The organism is Phycisphaerales bacterium (assembly GCA_016699835.1).
Lineage (GTDB): Bacteria > Planctomycetota > Phycisphaerae > Phycisphaerales > UBA1924.
Map to the genome: position 1 here is coordinate 3,004,597 of CP064987.1, position 14,647 is coordinate 3,019,243.

The following is a 14,647-nucleotide window of genomic DNA, read 5'->3' on the forward strand; positions in this document are numbered from 1 at the left end:
TCGGGAGTGTCGCCAAGCGCCCTCGTCATGCGTGGGCGTGTGTCGCTTCGGAGACATCGCCGAGGGTCAGGAACTCGTGCTCGCCGTAGGCCGAGTAGCGGACCGAGCCGCCCCAGGTCCACGCCCCCCCGCCCAGCGCGTCGGTGAGCTCGCTGATAACGTCGGCCCGCCAGTTCTGGATGTAGTAGGAGCGCGTCTCGAGGGTCTCGTCGAGGTTCTTGTCCCGCTCACGCAGGGCCCAGGAGTCGATGTAGGACGAGCCGCCGAAGCCGTCGGCCCCGGCCGCGTGAGGCACGTTCAACTCGTACAGGATCGGGTCCGTGCTCGTCTCCTTGTACACCGTGACCAGACGCCACCGGTCATCGTACACCAGGCACTCCCACTCGTCGGCGTCCTGCGTGGTGTCCGCGTCGGTGTCGTGCCAGGCCCGCACACGCTGGCCCAGGGCGTCGTACTCATATTCGCAGACCAGGGCGTTGCTGTTCGACTTGTCCTTGACTTGGACCAGGCGGCCGAAGGCGTCGTAGACGTAGAGCCATCGCCGTCCGTCGTCGGTCATCTGGCCGCCGTCGTCGTAGACGGGGTCCAGGAAATCTGGATGTGATATGAATGACAACGGCGACCCTTGGTGGGGTCGCCGTGTGAAGCGGAGAGGGGGAGATTCGAACTCCCGATACGGCAAGCCGTATACTGGTTTTCGAGACCAGCTCATTCAACCGCTCTGACACCTCTCCGGCGGTTTGGTTGTTTCGGCGGCGTGGCTTTCGCTTTGGCCGTCGTGCCCAATCTTTGGGGCGGTCGCTGCTCGAATCAATCGGCAGGATCGATGTCGAGATGCAGTTCAACGCCGCGTTGAGCGTGTGGATTTCCGTTGCCCGCGGCAGAGTTGGGTGATGCGTTCAAGGATGGCCTGTGGTTCGGTCATTCGGCCTGTGCCGCTGGTCCGGCAAGCCTGCCAGCCGTCGTCGGGGCCGATGAACAAGAAGGCGTCTTCCTCGAGTTGGCGGAGGTTCCGCTGGGTGCTGGGCTGAGCCCACATGGCGGCGTTCATGGACGGGGCGAGGAGGACGGGGGTCGAGGCTCGATCGATCGCCGAGAGGATGAGTGAGACCACGTCGTCGGTGCGACCTGTCGCGAGTTTGGCGAGCATGTCCATCGTGCAGGGCGCGACGAGGGCCAGGTCGAGATCTCGCGCGAGGGAGACGTGCTGCGGGTCCTTGGACTCGATGTGCTCCCAGGCGGAGGTGTAGACAGGGCGGGCGCTCAGGGCTTGGAAGGTGAGCGGCGTCACAAACTGCGTGGCGCTCGGGGTCATCGCGACGGTGACCTCGGCGCCGGCCTGGGCGAGTTTGCTGACGACGGTGCAGACTTTGTACGCCGCGATACCGCCGGTGACGCCGATGAGGATGCGTTTGCCGTGGACGGCGCGCAGGTCGGGCGTGGACTCGACTCGTGTGGGAGTCGAGTCGGGCGTTGCGTTTGATGGAGTTCGACGTGCTTTGCGGGTCACAGAGTGTCCCTGCGGGCGCGAGAGATGGCGTTGTTGGCGGAGGTCCACTGCCTCGGGATGTCGTTCGTTGTAGAAGAGGTAGGTACAGGCGGGACGCCTGCGCCACGAGATGGAGTAGGGCCGAGGTTGAACGTCGATCAGGCCTTGGCCGGCTCGAGGCCCGCGGCGGCGGGGTCGAAGTCGGAAGTGATCTTGTCCTGGAGGATCTCCTCGATGACGATCTCTAGGTCAGTGCGGCCGTGGCGCTCGACGAGGGGGCGTGCGCCCTCGAGGAGTTGGACGAGCCGGCGCTGGATGAGGGCGCAGAGTTTGAATCGTCCGCCGACCTTGTTCACGATCTCTTCGCCCTTGAGCGCCTCAATCATCGCGATCTCCGTGGGAGTGTGTGGACCCGCCCCAAATGCCGCCGTGCCCGGTGGTGGTTGGTTGATGGGATCGACCGAACCAAGTGCAAACGCGGGAACGGGGACTGGAATACTATGCATGTGTCGGGGGTTGAGCAGGTTTGGGGGATTTCGACATGGCCGGGTTCGTGGGGGTTTGTTGTACTGGCCATGGGTTCATGGATTTGGCGCCCGCGTGTTGGGGTGCCGGTAGGAAACTGTGTTTTGCAGACGAAATGGTCGAAAGGCGATCGGGTGGTGCATTCCGGGCGGCCTGAGTGGGGGAGCGGGCAGGTAATGCAGGCGGACCCGGCCAGCCATGAGGGGAAGGCGTGCCAGCGCCTGGTGGTGCGATTCGACCGGGCTGGGCTGAAGACCCTGACGACGGCGTTCGCCCCGCTGATCCCGGCGTCGGAGGCGCCGAGCCTGCCCGCAGCGATGCCGAGTGAGGACGAGGGCGAGGCGAATCCGTTTGCCGAGGCGGTGACGGCGGGGGAGACCGAGGCGGCGATGCTGCGGCTGCCCGAGGCGGCGACGGACCCGTTTCTGCCGTTGATTGCGCGCGCGAAGGCGTCAATCGGGCTGTATCGGTTCGGCGAGACGCCCGGCGGGCTCCTGGATTGGGCGGCGACGCAGACAGGGCTCAAGGACCCAATGACGCGATTCAATCGGCACGAACTCGAGGAGTGGTACCGGCGTTTTCGGACCAACCTTGATGGGCATGTGAAGAAGTTGGTTCGTGAGTTGCGCAAGTCGGACCCTGGGGCGCTGTCGGCGTTGATGGCCGAGGCGTCGCCTTCGGGGAAGGTGGCGCTGCGTAAGGCGGACGGCGAGCGTTGAGGCTGGGCAACAGCCGGTACAATCGATCCACGGACGAGTGAGCCAGAGCACGGACGCGGGAAGCCCGATCGAGGCGGTGCGTGTGCGAGGCGTGTTTTTATCTGACATCTCAGGTTTGGCACGGCGGGATCGCGGTTTCGGCGCGGGGTTCGCCCTGTGTTGGCGTGCCGAGGGACGCGAGAGCGTTCCGGGTTCTGATCGCTGCGGGGGCCACGACGAGTGGCGTCTGCTCCAACCAAAGACGAGTGAGAGGGGGAATCGATGAACGAGTCCGAGTTCCAGGCGAAGTTGGGCGACCTGATCGACCAGATCGACAAACTGCCCGAGGACGAGCGTGGGCCGTTGCAGCGGATGGCGCAGGAGACGCGTGAGCGTCACGACAAGATGAAGCGGACGATCTCGGATCTACAGGACTCGCTCGACTATCTTCGCCTGAGCGTGAAGTACCTGGTGTTCGATCTCGAGGCGACACGTCGCGAGAATCAGTACCTCCGGAAACTGCTGGAGACGCAGAATAAAGCGCAGGAAGGCGGCGAGTCGAGCGAGGAGACGCCCGAGGACTAACGTGAACGAGCGCGGTGACCCGCGCGCTTGGTGATGGATGATGCTCCTTTCGCGCAGCCCGACCGAGTTGGTCGGGCTGTGCTTGTATTGGTGGATATCAAAGCGGGAGATGGTTAGTTCCCGACGCGCGTGAAGCGGCGGATGGTGTGGCGGTCCTTGCCCTGGTCGTCGGTGGTGACTTCGACGGCGATGACCTCGATCCAGGCCTGGCGGTGGGTCCAGTTGTTGGCGGTCTGGATGGTTTTCAGGACTTTGTGGAGGCGGTCGCGCTTGGCCTGGGTGACGCTGGCTTCGGGGGCCGGGGTTCGGGGGCCGACGCGGCGGGTTTTCACTTCGATGACGACGAGGGGGCGCGGCTCATTGGGGTCCTTCGTAGGGGCTTCGGCAAGGATGTCGGCCTCGCCGCCCTGAACGCGGACGTTGGTGGCGAGGATGCGGTAGCCGGCGCCTTTGAGTTCGCGGGCGGCGATTCGTTCGCCTTTCCGCGCGAGGGGGCTTGTGGGTTGGAAGGCCCAGCCGTCTCCCCACCAGGCCCAGGCCCAGACGCGGGTCCACGTTGTGGACCAGAGTTTGGTGGCCCATGCTCGTGGTGTGGGGTTCGGTCGCGGGATGGAGGGCGACTCGGGCACGGGAGAGGGTATTGTGGTTTGGGTTGTGGCGCGTGTTTGTTCAGGCAGAGATTGAAGAAGAAGTAGACACAATTGGGACGCCTGGGCCACGAGGTTGGGTAGATTGTGCGCGAGGGGCTATCGACTTGCGGCCTCGTTGCGGCGAGGTTTGGGGGCGGCGTAGGGCTTGTAGTACCAGTCTTCGGCGATCTCGAGGAGTCGCTGGCCCATGGTGTCGATGGCGGTGTAGTTGCCGCGTTCCATCATGCGTTTGACGACGAGGTCCTGGGCTTCAGCGAAGGCCTGGGCTTCGAGGAACTGTCTGATCGCGCCTTGGGCCTCTTCGTAGGAAATGGACTTGCCGTCGATGCGTTCGAGGTAGAGCCACTCGGTGTAGCCGTCGTTGAAGATGGGCGGTGACCACTGGCCAATGGGAATCTCGCGGGCGACGGTGTTGAGGGACTCGGTGTTGTAGAACTTGGCCTCGGCGCGGTCGCCCGGGACTTTGCGCTCTTCGATGGCGCCCGATGATGGTGAGTTGAGGTTGAGATCGGAGGAAGCGATCTGATCGACGGCGATGTTGCTGTCGATCATCGACTGGATGGAGGAGACGTTCTCTGCTCGGGCGGCAGGGACGACGATGTGGCGGAAGACATACGTCTTTGGCGGCTGGTACTTGTCGTTGTTCTTCTCGTAGTAGAGGCGAACGTCTCGATCGGTGATCTGGATCTTGCTGCGGATCTCTTCCTGGATCCACTTGCGGACGAGGAGTTCTGACTCGTCGCGTTTCCGCTGTGTCTGTTCTGAAACACCGGTCATTCGCTCGGCGCGGAGGGCGCTCCCGCCGTGCTTGCTGGCGCGCTCGTCGGCGAGCATGCTGACCCGGAGAGAGAGCATGGACTTCATCTCCGGAGTCAGTTTGGCCATCGCATCGGCGCGGACGAGTTCGTCGCGGACGATGGCGACGAGTTCCTTGCCGATGGTGTCGATGGCGGTCTTGCGCCACTGCTCGAGCGAGACGTTGGGGTCCTGGGCGGTGGCGCGGAGGCGGTCGGCCATCGGGACGAAGAAGGACTTGGCGGCGATCTGGCGGCCGTTGATGTCGCCGACGATGACGTCGATGAGGACGCCGTCGGCGGAGGTGCCGGGCATCGGGGCGGGCGTGTTCGAGAGTGCTGGCGGGCCCGCAGAGGCGGTGACGTCCACGACGCCCTCGTCGGCGATGCTGGGTCCGACGATGGTCATGCTCGCGTTTGTGGTGGATTTCGTGGTCGTCGCTTGTTGGCGGTCGGGGTTCTGGTTCTGGAAGTCGGTGTAGGAGAGGTCGGGCTTGTGGGAGTCGGAAGCACAGGCGACGAGGGTTGTAGAGGCGAGAAGGAGGGCGAGTCGTGCCGTCATTTGGATGGATGTGTTCATGATGGCGTCTCTCAGGGATGCTGTCTGGGCCTGTGTCTGTCGCGAGAGTGGAGAGCGAAGGGGTGCCTTTTTGGAGAATCGGCCCTACGCTCCCCCTGACGATACCCGGACGAGAATATGAGCAACGAAGAGCCAAAACTAATTGTTGACACGGATTGGAAGGCCCAGGCGCAGGCGGAGAAGGAGCGGCTGGCGGCGACGAGCGCCCCGGCCGGGCCTGGGGCCGCAAGAGCGGGAAAGGCTGGGGCGCCCGGGGCAGACGAGCCTGTGTCCTTTGACGAGATCGTGCGCATGCTGGCGATCCAGGCGCTGACGTTCTTGGGTGAGGTACCAGATCCTCGGTCGGGGCAGCGGGTGCTGGCCCCGGAGTATGCCCGGTTGTACATCGACATGCTGGGCGTGCTCGAAGAAAAGACGAAGGGGAATTTGTCGGCGGAGGAGGCGGAATCGCTGACGGCGACGCTGGGGGATCTTCGGATGGCGTACGTGGAGATCACCAAGGCCGTGGCGAAGGCCGTGGCGGAGGGGAAGATCAAGCCCAGTTCGGCGGGCGGACCGATGGGGGGGGCGATGGGTGGGCCCGGCGGGGTGGTTGGACCCGGGATGGGCGGGGGCGGATTGGGTGGAGCGGGATTCGGTGGGCCGGGGAAGGCGTAGTTGGGTTGGCGTGTGGGCTGGCGTGCGATTCGCGTAGGATGAGTTTTGCGGGGTCGTGGCGTCACCTTCAGGACGAGGAGACCACGTGGCAGAGCGAGCGTCGTTCTTCAACCGGCACCATTTCCTGCTGCGTCGGCTGCACTCGCTGACGGGGATCGTGCCGATCGGCGTGTTTCTGATTGCGCACCTGACGACGAACTCGTCGATCGCGTGGGGCGGGTTTGCGACGCGTGGCGAGCACGCCGATTTGGGGCTTGCAGAGCGGTCGGTGGCCTATTTCAATCAGGAGGTCACGTGGATCAATGAGCAGGTGCCACATTTGCTCTTGATCGAGATCGTGCTGTGGGTCTCGATCGCGTTCCACTCGATTCTGGGCGTCGCGTACGCGATGAGCGGGAAGTCGAACCAGCGGCTGTACTCGTATCAGGACAACTGGCGGTATGCGCTGCAGCGGATCTCGGGGTATGTCGGGATCCTGTTCATCTTCTATCACGTGGCGACGCTTCGGTGGGGGTGGACGGCGCTCATCCCTTCGGGGACGACGTGGAGCCATCATGCGGCGTCGTCCACGCTGGCGATGGCGCTTCGCGGCGGTGAAGATTGGACGGCGGCGGGAATGGCCGTGTCGGCGTTTTACTTCGTCGGCGTCTCGATGCTGGTCTTCCACTTTGCGAATGGCTTGTGGACGGCGGCGATCACGTGGGGGCTGACGATCTCGGTGAAGGCGCAGCGGCGGTGGGGCGTGGTGTGCGCGGCGATCGGGTTGGGATTGATGGGGATGGCGTGGGCGTCGGTGATCGGGTTTGCGATGATGCCGCCGAGCAAGGCGAAGGGTGTTGAGCAGCGGCTACACCCGCCGGCGATGATGGAGGCGGGTCGTGAAGGCACGGGCATGTTGACGAAGGCTCGCGAATCCTCGTTGACGGGCGTGTCGAATCCGATGATGGGGTCTGGCGGTGCAAAGACTGGAGGGACCCGGGAATGAGCGGACCTCGCGTGATCGTGGTGGGGGGCGGCCTGGCCGGGCTTGCGGCGTCGGTGCGGATCGCCGAGGCGGGCGTGCCCGTGGATCTGTTCTCGGTGGTGCCGGTGAAGCGTTCGCACTCGGTGTGCGCGCAGGGGGGCATCAACGCGTGCAACGAGGTGGCTCGGCAGCAGGGGTACTCGGAGTACGAGCACTTCGACGAGACGATCTATGGCGGGGACTTTCTCGCCGACCAGCATCCGGTCTTGGAGATGGCGAACTGGGCTCCGAAGATCATCGATCTGCTCGACCGGATGGGCGTGCCGTTCAACCGGACAAGCGAGGGGTATCGGGATCTGCGGCTGTTCGGCGGGTCGCTCTTCAAGCGGACGCACTTCGCGGGGGCGACGACGGGGCAGCAGTTGCTGTACGCGCTGGATGAGCAAACGCGTCGGTATGAGGCCGAGGGGAAGGTCACGAAGTATGAGTTCTGGGAGTTCCTGCGCCCGGTGATTGTTGATGGGCGGTGCGTGGGGATCGTGGCGCAGGACCAGCGGACGATGCAGATCCGTTCGTTCCGTGCGGACGCGGTGGTGATGGCGACGGGCGGGTGCGGGCTGGTGTATGGAAAGAGCACGAACTCGATCGTGTGCACGGGTGCCGCGGCGGCGAGATGCTTCCGCGAGGGCGTGCACTACGCGAACCCGGAGATGATCCAGGTTCACCCGACGGCGATCCCCGGCGCGGACAAGTTGAGGCTGATGTCGGAGTCGGCGCGCGGCGAGGGCGGGCGCGTGTGGGTGCCCAGGCAGAAGGGCGACACGCGCGATCCGATGTCGATTCCCGAGGGGGAGAAGTGGTACTTCCTTGAGGAGCGCTATCCGGCGTATGGGAACATCGTGCCGCGGGATATCGCGACGCGCGAGATCTTTGATGTGTGCGTGAATCTGGGGATGGGTGTGCACGGCGAGAACAGCGTGTACCTCGACCTGACGCACAAGGATCCGGAGTATCTGACGCGGAAACTCGGCGGGATTCTGGACATCTACCAGAAGTTCGTGGGTGTCGATCCGCGATTCACGCCGATGAAGATCTTCCCGGCTGTGCATTACTCGATGGGCGGCCTTTGGACGCAGTACACGAAGGGAACGTACAACCCGTCATCGCCCCGGGAGAAGCACAAGTCGGGGTCGCGGGCGCCGATCGTGGCGGAGGTTGGGCAGGGGATGCAGTTGGGCGCGCTCAACAACATGCAGACGAACGTTGAGGGGTTGTACGCCTTTGGCGAGGTGAACTTCGCGTTCCACGGGGCGAACCGGCTGGGGGCGAATGCGCTGCTCTCGTGCCTGTTTGACGGGCTGTTCAGCGGCGTGAGCGTCGTGAACTATGTCCGGAGCGAGCACGTCTCGAAGCACTCAGCGGAGGGACTGGCGGCGGGGGCGTTCGAGGATGGGGTCAAGGCCGAGGACGGGCGTGTGAGTTCGCTGTTGCGCGGCGTGTCGCGCGGCGGTGGGGCGGCGGAGACGAATCCGTACGTGATCCACAAGGAACTCGGGAACGAGATGACGGCAGCGTGCACGGTGGTGAAGACCGGCGAGCGGCTGGCCAAGTGCATCTCGAAACTGGATGAGTTGGATGATCGGGCCTCGCGATTGACGCTCGCGGACGACGCGTCGTGGACGAACCAGACGCTGTGCTATGCCAGGGCGGTGCAGGACATGATCCTGATCGCGAAGGCGATCGCGGCGGGGAGCGTGCAGCGGAAAGAGTCGCGCGGCGCCCACTACCGGACGGACTTCCCGGACCGCGACGATGCGAGGTTCATGAAGCACACGCTGGCGACATGCGACGGCGCTTCGCGCTCGGTGTCGGTGTCCCTGATCGAGTTGGATGCGTCGCTGATCACGCCGACCGCGAGGACATATGGGAAGACGGGGACAAAGTCGGCGAAACCTGAGACGGCAGGAGTGTCCTGATTCACCTCTCCAGAGTTGCGAACTTCAAGATCACCTATGACGACGACAGCCACACGACCCACGACGAGCGTTTCGAAACCCGCTCCCAAGCCCGGCCGCACGGTTCGGATGCGGATCAAGCGATGCGACGGGCCCGGGAAGGCGTCGCGCTGGGAGACGTTCTCGGTGACGCCGGATCGCGGGGCGAACGTGATCTCGTGCCTCCAGCAGATCGGTTCTAACCCGGTGACGGTGGAGGGGACGAAGACGACGCCGGTCGTGTGGGACTCGGGGTGCCTCGAGGAGGTCTGCGGGGCGTGCACGATGGTGATCAACGGTCGTGTGCGACAGTCGTGTTCGGCACTGATCGACGACCTCGCGCCGAACGAGGGCGACGAGATCGTGCTGGAGCCGATGTCGAAGTTTCCCGTGGTGCGTGATCTCTGGGTGGATCGCCAGCGGATGTTCGACTCGCTCAAGCGGCTGAAGGCGTGGGTGCCGATCGATGGGACGTACGCGCTTGGCGCGGGCCCTCGCGAGACACCAGAGAAACAGTTGACCCGGTATCAACTCTCCGAGTGCATGACATGCGGCTGCTGCCTCGAGGCGTGCCCGCAGTTTCTCCTCGAGGAGGATCCCGCGGCGTGGGAGTCCTCGTTCATCGGCGCTCAGGCGATCTCGCAGGCGCGATACTTCAACGACCACGACACGGGGAAGCAACTCAAGGGCGATCGGCTCGATGTGCTTATGGGGCCCGGCGGCGTTTCGGACTGTGGCAACGCCCAGAACTGCGTGAAGGTCTGCCCGAAGCACATCCCCTTGACCGAGTCGATCGCGGCGATCGGGCGGGCTGTCGTGCTCCATTCGATCAGCACATTCTTCCGAGGTTGACGCGAAGCGGGCGAGATTGCCCGGTTCACCCAAGCGGGGCGCGTGGAGTTGGTGGCGGCGGCGTCACGGCTTCGCCCCGATAAGGGCGTAGTGGTCAGCTGCGGCTCGTTCGTGGTGCAGGAGGCTCCGATGTTGGGGGCCTCATGACCACCGTGCCGACCAATCTCCATGCTGTCGCCGCGCCCCGGCGTTCTCACCTGTCGAGGCGTGTGAACCTGCCGGTTCTCGGAGCCTGCGGGCCGACGCTTCTGGATCACTCGCTGATCACGATTGCCCGGGCTGCGGAGGCCGGGGGAGACGTGCTCCGCGGGTTTGGTTTCGCGGGGGAAAAGAGCGCCTCAGGCGTGATGGCGTGGCTGGATCGGCGTTCGTGGCCGACGGCGGCACTCCGAATCGGGCTTGGCGTGGCGACGCCTTGGATCGATGCGATTCTGGCGTCACCGGGGCAATCGGGCGTGATGTTCTTTGACGCTCGGGCGGGCGATCCCGAGGAGGTCCTGCACGACGCGTGGCTGGATGCCGTGCTGCATGCCGATCGGCAGGGGACGCTGTGGATCTCGACGCCGCGGCGGCGTGGCGGGGAGGCGACGTGGCACGACTGGAGCATCGAGCCGCCGCTGGCGTATCTCACGATGTTCCCGACGCGGCTGGATGTGGCGCGGGTGCGGCTGGCGCGGCCCGAGATGGCGGACGCCGGCGTGATCCGCCTGCTCATCGAGTGCGCGGCGACGCTCTCGCGCAAGGCACACCGGGTAACCGTGTGCGATCGGCTCGCCGGTCGCGGGCGTGTGCTCGCAGGGCAAGCGGGATGGAGCGGCGAGGACGAGGCTCTGCATCTGTTGAGCGCCACGCTCGAAACGATGGTGGGACGCCACGCGCCCAGCGAGGCGATGGCGGCAGCGGCCCGGGTGTGCGGGGCGTGGCTGGCGACGACGGACGCGCCGCTTGATGCCGAGATTCGTGTCGAGCCGTCGAGCGCGACGTCGGCGTTTGTGCCCGACGAACCACAGACGCTCCTGCGCTCGGCGGCCGTGTACTGCGGGGCGCGTCAGGGGGAGATGGCGCTCGAGGCGTACACGAAGGCGCACGCGATGCTGCGTCGTCGGGCGTGGGTGCCGGCGGATGACGCGGCGACGTTGGTGCACTCCGAGTTGCAGTATCAGGCAAAGTCGGCGCTCGGGTTCGGGCGCGTGCTCGCCGGGGCAGTCGTGGTGTGCTCGGGGCTGGCGCCGGATCGGATTCCCTTCTTCCGCGATGATCTTCTGGATGATGCCGAGGAGATGTTCACGTGGGAGGATCGGGAGTTTGAGCAGCGGCTGATGCTGGAACTCTTCTCGGAACTCGTGCGATCGCGTCGGACGGAGAGCACGATGCCCCTGGCGGCGTAATGAGCGAATGGTCGCCGCGGAGCGTGCCGCTCGTGTGATTGGTGTGCGTAGCGAGAGAAAAGAAGTGTGAGGAGCCCCACGCAGAGCGTGGGGGTACCCAAGCAGAATGTGGGGGTACCCATGCGGAATCACGCCACGATGTCGATGGGCTGGGTCGGCGGCGGCTCGTCCGGCCTCGGCGTGGCGGGGGTCTTGCGCTCGTGTGATGGCGTGAACGCGTGCTCCTGATGATCCTCGTGCGCTTGTTCTTGATCGTTGCCCGCGAGGTCGCGGACGCGCTGGGCGCGTTTGGCCTCGTCGATGACGGACTCGAACTGGTCGTCGTCCCGGCGGAGGCTTCGGGTTCGATTCGGCTCTCGCTTGTCCGGAGTGCGAGCGATGCCACGGTCGGCTCCGGCGACCTGGGCCAGCGACTGCGCGATGCTCCCCGCGACGACGCTCATGGATCCATCATCGTCGATTCTGGGACTCGGGCGTGACCAAAATACCGGGTGTGGAAGCAGGAACGAACTCGAACCGGCGGTGGGGTCGCGGGAACGGGGGCGGCTCGTCTGATAGCGATTTATGCCGCGGTCAGCAGACGCGATTGGGCGGCTCGTGTCCCGCGATGACGGCCGCGGCGTTCGCGAGCGCCATGCGTGTCATCATCTCGCGGAATCGGATGGCGCCGCTCCCGATGTGGGGCGTGAGCGTGGCGTTGGTGAGTGTCTTCAGGCCGGGGTGGACGATTGGTTCTCGCTCGAAGACGTCGAGGCCCGCACCCCAGAGGCGCCTGTGGGTCAGGGCCTCGACGAGGGCGGCCTCATCGACGATGGGCCCGCGCGCGGTGTTGATGAGGATGGCCGTGGGCTTGAGGAGCGCGAGTTGGCGGGCGCCGATGAGGCCTCGCGTCTGTGGTGTGAGCGGCGTGTGGATCGAGACGACGTCGGCGGCGGCGAGCCCTTCATCCAGCGTGACGCGTGTGCCGGCGAGGGGCGCGAGTTCGAAGTCCATGTGCGTGGTGCGTGCGACGTATAGCACTCGCATGCCCCAGCCGAGCGAGCGCATCGCGACGGCACGCCCGATGCGCCCGGCGCCGACGATGAGGAGCGTCTTGCCGGTGAGATCCAGGCCCAGAAACTCGGTGGGCCCGAGCGGGCCTTGCGCGGGGTAGAGATCCGACCGTGCGTAGGCGTCGGCCTCGACGAGGCGCCGCGCGACCGCGAGAAGAAGCGAGAACGCGAGGTCGGCGGTCCCCTCGGTGACGGCGTCGGGCGTATTGGTGACGATGATGCCCCGATCCTTGCAGGCCGCGAGATCGATGTTGTCCGTGCCGACGGCGTAGTTGCAGATTCCCTTGAGGTTCGGGCCGACGGCGTCGAGGAAGGCGGCGTCCACGCGCTCGGATACCCATGTGACGACGGCGGAGGCTCCGCGCACGAACCGGAGGAGTTCGTCGCGGGGCATGGCGCGCTCGCTCTCGTGCATGCGAATGGTGGCGCCGGGCACGTGGACGTGGCCGGGGAGTCGCCTGGTGATGGCGATGGTCGGGAGTGTCGTCGTGGTATCGCTCATGGTCGTGCACGAGGATAGTGGGCGAGTCGTTGCGTCGCGGATCGGCGCTACTGTGCCCGGAATCGTGGTGATTGCGGGCGCTCGGGCGGGTCACAGGCTCGGCGCACACGCGATCTCGCGTCCGGCATGGAGGCTGATGGGCCAGATCCTGATCATCGTGATGTTCGCCGCCGTGCACCTGCACGATCAGTTTCCGGTCGTGTTCACGGGCGGGCCTTCGTCGAACGGTTGGTTCACGGTGTTGTCGTCGATCGTGCCGCTGGTGATCGCGGGCGGCGTGTGCGCGTTCGTGTGCGCGTCGTGTGGGCGGCGGATCGACTCATCGGGGTCGGCGTCGGCGGTGGTCCGGGCGGAGCGGGCGGCGTCCTTGACGCGGATCTTCGCGCCTCTGATCTATGCCGTGAGCGTGTTGGCCTTCGGCTGGCTGGACGTGGTCCGGAACACACTGGGCGATTGGGTCGCGCTCGATGAACTGGTCACGATGCTCCCGGCTCTTCTCGTCATGGCGTGGTCGTGGTGGTCGTACGAGCCGATCGAGCGCCGGTTGCGCGAGGCGAGCCTCGTGCGCCGTCTCGACGAGGGCCAGCCGGTCGTGCGCGGGCCCACGCGCCGCGAGTTCGTGTGGGCGGCGATCCGGCATCGCGTGCTGATCGTGCTGATCCCGCTCATGATGCTGATCGCGTGGCAGGAGATCCTCGTCTTCTGGGGTGGCGTGTGGACCAAGGATCGCGGGATCCCGGCGCCGTCGGGCGTCTCTCCAGCCGTGTGGCATGCGATGCTTTCCTTCGCGGGGACGGCCACGATCTTCCTGTGCACGCCGCTCCTGATCCCGCTCGTGTGGGACACGGTGCCGCTCACGTCGGGGGTGTTCCTGGAGCGTGTGCGGGCGATGTGCCGGGCGTATCGCGTGCGTGTGGGGCGGATTCTCCTGTGGAAGACGCACGGCACGATGGTGAACGGCGCGGTGATGGGCCTGGCGTGGCCGATGCGCTCGATGCTCTTCACCGACGCCCTGCTCGACGGCCTGACGGGCCCGCAGGCCGAGGCGGTCGCGGCGCACGAGATCGCGCACGTGAGATTCCGGCACATCCCCTGGCTGATCGGGGGCGTGATGGGGGTGATCCTGCTGGGGTCGGGCGTGTCGATGGGCGTCTCACGTCTCACCTCGGCAATCATGGGTCGCGACGCGTCCGCGATCGGGCTCAACCCACACGCGATCGAGCGTGGCGACGCCGCCACTCGTCGTGCATCGGACACGGCCGACGCGCCCGCGGCCGCGGGTGATGACGACGTGAGCCCGATCGACCTTGGCGTGACGATGCTGGCGTGGCTGGCGGGCGTGTGGGTGGTCTTTGGGCCCGTGAGCCGGCGCTTCGAGTGGCAGGCCGATGCCTTCGCGGTCCGGCACATGGCCGAGACCCGCCCCCCCCCGCGTGACTCTCACCCCCCGACGCCGAGCGTCTCCCAATCACCCCCGATCTCCTCCCTGTGGCCTCCTCCGCGGGAAGAGCTCCCCTCGATTCCCTCGGCGATCGCCCCCGAGCCTCCCGTCTTCGCGGGCGCCGCGTCGCTCGCGCCGGTGTCCACGCGCGAGACGCCGCGTGAGGCCGACAAGCGTCCCCCGCGCCCGGCCCCCGCGATGATCGGGCCGGCGGCGATCGAGGCGTTCGGGTCCGCCCTCCGCGCCGTCGCGTCGCTCAATGGGATCTCGATCTCCCGGCATGGCCTGCGCCACGGCTCGATCGCGACTCGCCTCTCCCACATCGCGCGGCTCGAGGGCCTGCGCACGGACCACCTGCCCATCGACCGCGAGGTCCGGCGGATCAAACTCATGATCGCCGCCGCGTGGATCGTGGGCGGGGGCGCGAGCGTGCTGGTGGGGATGGGGTGAGGGGAGAGACGGCCCATGGGCAGAGG

The 14,647-nt window shown here is 66.0% G+C and carries 15 protein-coding genes, 1 tRNA gene and 1 pseudogene; 9 read left to right on the top strand and 8 right to left on the bottom strand.

The features are described from left to right. Positions 1 to 25: 25 nt before the first annotated feature. The 4 genes from IPK69_12445 to IPK69_12460 all read right to left on the bottom strand — a co-directional run bounded on the left by IPK69_12445 (position 26) and on the right by IPK69_12460 (position 1,875). Positions 26 to 616, bottom strand: coding sequence for a hypothetical protein (locus IPK69_12445; protein ID QQS08775.1), 591 nt, complete (start codon positions 614 to 616; stop codon positions 26 to 28). A gap of 31 nt (positions 617 to 647) precedes the next feature. Beyond that, positions 648 to 734, bottom strand: a tRNA-Ser gene (locus IPK69_12450). A gap of 107 nt (positions 735 to 841) precedes the next feature. Beyond that, positions 842 to 1,510, bottom strand: coding sequence for a hypothetical protein (locus IPK69_12455; GenBank protein QQS08776.1), 669 nt, complete (start codon positions 1,508 to 1,510; stop codon positions 842 to 844). Positions 1,511 to 1,647: 137 nt separating this feature from the next. Beyond that, the gene (locus IPK69_12460) at positions 1,648 to 1,875 is read right to left on the bottom strand and encodes a DNA-directed RNA polymerase subunit omega (protein QQS08777.1); all 228 of its coding nucleotides are present in this window, start codon (positions 1,873 to 1,875) and stop codon (positions 1,648 to 1,650) included. 243 nt (positions 1,876 to 2,118) lie between these two features. Between IPK69_12460 and IPK69_12465 the strand changes: the two genes are divergently transcribed. Together IPK69_12465 and IPK69_12470 are read left to right on the top strand one after the other, a co-directional pair. Continuing rightward, positions 2,119 to 2,733, top strand: coding sequence for a DUF3553 domain-containing protein (locus IPK69_12465; GenBank protein ID QQS08778.1), 615 nt, complete (start codon positions 2,119 to 2,121; stop codon positions 2,731 to 2,733). Positions 2,734 to 2,994: 261 nt separating this feature from the next. Continuing rightward, the gene (locus tag IPK69_12470; GenBank protein QQS08779.1) at positions 2,995 to 3,297 is read left to right on the top strand and encodes a hypothetical protein; all 303 of its coding nucleotides are present in this window, start codon (positions 2,995 to 2,997) and stop codon (positions 3,295 to 3,297) included. A 113-nt stretch (positions 3,298 to 3,410) separates the two neighbouring features. On the opposite strand, the gene IPK69_12475 is transcribed toward IPK69_12470, so the two are convergent. Both IPK69_12475 and IPK69_12480 read right to left on the bottom strand, forming a co-directional pair. Beyond that, a complete protein-coding gene (locus tag IPK69_12475) occupies positions 3,411 to 3,926 on the bottom strand; it encodes a YraN family protein (protein QQS08780.1) in 516 nt (171 codons plus the stop codon). A gap of 117 nt (positions 3,927 to 4,043) precedes the next feature. Then, the gene (locus tag IPK69_12480) at positions 4,044 to 5,321 is read right to left on the bottom strand and encodes a peptidyl-prolyl cis-trans isomerase (protein QQS08781.1); all 1,278 of its coding nucleotides are present in this window, start codon (positions 5,319 to 5,321) and stop codon (positions 4,044 to 4,046) included. A gap of 117 nt (positions 5,322 to 5,438) precedes the next feature. Here IPK69_12480 and IPK69_12485 point away from each other — a divergent pair, with 117 nt between their 5' ends. From IPK69_12485 to IPK69_12510, 6 genes and pseudogenes are all read left to right on the top strand, one after another. Continuing rightward, positions 5,439 to 5,978, top strand: a complete 540-nt coding sequence (locus IPK69_12485) for a DUF1844 domain-containing protein (protein QQS08782.1) — start codon at positions 5,439 to 5,441, stop codon at positions 5,976 to 5,978. Between the two features lie 85 nt (positions 5,979 to 6,063). Continuing rightward, positions 6,064 to 6,963: a hypothetical protein gene (locus tag IPK69_12490; protein QQS08783.1), complete on the top strand. Its 900-nt coding sequence runs from the start codon at positions 6,064 to 6,066 to the stop codon at positions 6,961 to 6,963. Further along, positions 6,960 to 8,209: pseudogene (locus IPK69_12495) on the top strand (FAD-binding protein). The gene IPK69_12490 and the pseudogene IPK69_12495 overlap by 4 nt, the downstream one beginning before the upstream one ends. Then, a complete protein-coding gene (locus IPK69_12500) occupies positions 8,193 to 8,918 on the top strand; it encodes a hypothetical protein (GenBank protein ID QQS08784.1) in 726 nt (241 codons plus the stop codon). Before IPK69_12495 ends, IPK69_12500 begins: the two are co-directional and overlap by 17 nt. A 36-nt stretch (positions 8,919 to 8,954) precedes the next feature. After that, positions 8,955 to 9,788: a succinate dehydrogenase iron-sulfur subunit gene (gene sdhB, locus IPK69_12505; protein QQS08785.1), complete on the top strand. Its 834-nt coding sequence runs from the start codon at positions 8,955 to 8,957 to the stop codon at positions 9,786 to 9,788. Between the two features lie 143 nt (positions 9,789 to 9,931). Further along, positions 9,932 to 11,176 carry a hypothetical protein gene (locus IPK69_12510; GenBank protein QQS08786.1) on the top strand — a complete coding sequence of 415 codons (1,245 nt, stop codon included), beginning with the start codon at positions 9,932 to 9,934 and terminating at the stop codon, positions 11,174 to 11,176. A gap of 128 nt (positions 11,177 to 11,304) precedes the next feature. Here IPK69_12510 and IPK69_12515 read toward each other — a convergent pair whose 3' ends face one another. After that, positions 11,305 to 11,619 carry a hypothetical protein gene (locus tag IPK69_12515; protein ID QQS08787.1) on the bottom strand — a complete coding sequence of 105 codons (315 nt, stop codon included), beginning with the start codon at positions 11,617 to 11,619 and terminating at the stop codon, positions 11,305 to 11,307. Between the two features lie 130 nt (positions 11,620 to 11,749). Next, a complete protein-coding gene (locus IPK69_12520) occupies positions 11,750 to 12,730 on the bottom strand; it encodes a D-glycerate dehydrogenase (GenBank protein QQS08788.1) in 981 nt (326 codons plus the stop codon). 136 nt (positions 12,731 to 12,866) lie between these two features. Between IPK69_12520 and IPK69_12525 the strand changes: the two genes are divergently transcribed. Beyond that, positions 12,867 to 14,621: a M48 family metalloprotease gene (locus IPK69_12525; GenBank protein ID QQS08789.1), complete on the top strand. Its 1,755-nt coding sequence runs from the start codon at positions 12,867 to 12,869 to the stop codon at positions 14,619 to 14,621. The last annotated feature ends 26 nt before the right edge of the window (positions 14,622 to 14,647 follow it).

Bases quoted from the DNA above. Each gene is read 5' to 3' on its own strand.
- IPK69_12460 (QQS08777.1), bottom strand. From the start codon at position 1,875: ATGATTGAGGCGCTCAAGGGCGAAGAGATCGTGAACAAGGTCGGCGGA.
- IPK69_12470 (QQS08779.1), top strand. From the start codon at position 2,995: ATGAACGAGTCCGAGTTCCAGGCGAAGTTGGGCGACCTGATCGACCAG.
- IPK69_12480 (QQS08781.1), bottom strand. From the start codon at position 5,321: ATGAACACATCCATCCAAATGACGGCACGACTCGCCCTCCTTCTCGCC.
- IPK69_12485 (QQS08782.1), top strand. From the start codon at position 5,439: ATGAGCAACGAAGAGCCAAAACTAATTGTTGACACGGATTGGAAGGCC.
- IPK69_12500 (QQS08784.1), top strand. From the start codon at position 8,193: ATGCAGACGAACGTTGAGGGGTTGTACGCCTTTGGCGAGGTGAACTTC.
- sdhB (QQS08785.1), top strand. From the start codon at position 8,955: ATGACGACGACAGCCACACGACCCACGACGAGCGTTTCGAAACCCGCT.
- IPK69_12510 (QQS08786.1), top strand. From the start codon at position 9,932: ATGACCACCGTGCCGACCAATCTCCATGCTGTCGCCGCGCCCCGGCGT.
- IPK69_12515 (QQS08787.1), bottom strand. From the start codon at position 11,619: ATGAGCGTCGTCGCGGGGAGCATCGCGCAGTCGCTGGCCCAGGTCGCC.
- IPK69_12520 (QQS08788.1), bottom strand. From the start codon at position 12,730: ATGAGCGATACCACGACGACACTCCCGACCATCGCCATCACCAGGCGA.
- IPK69_12525 (QQS08789.1), top strand. From the start codon at position 12,867: ATGGGCCAGATCCTGATCATCGTGATGTTCGCCGCCGTGCACCTGCAC.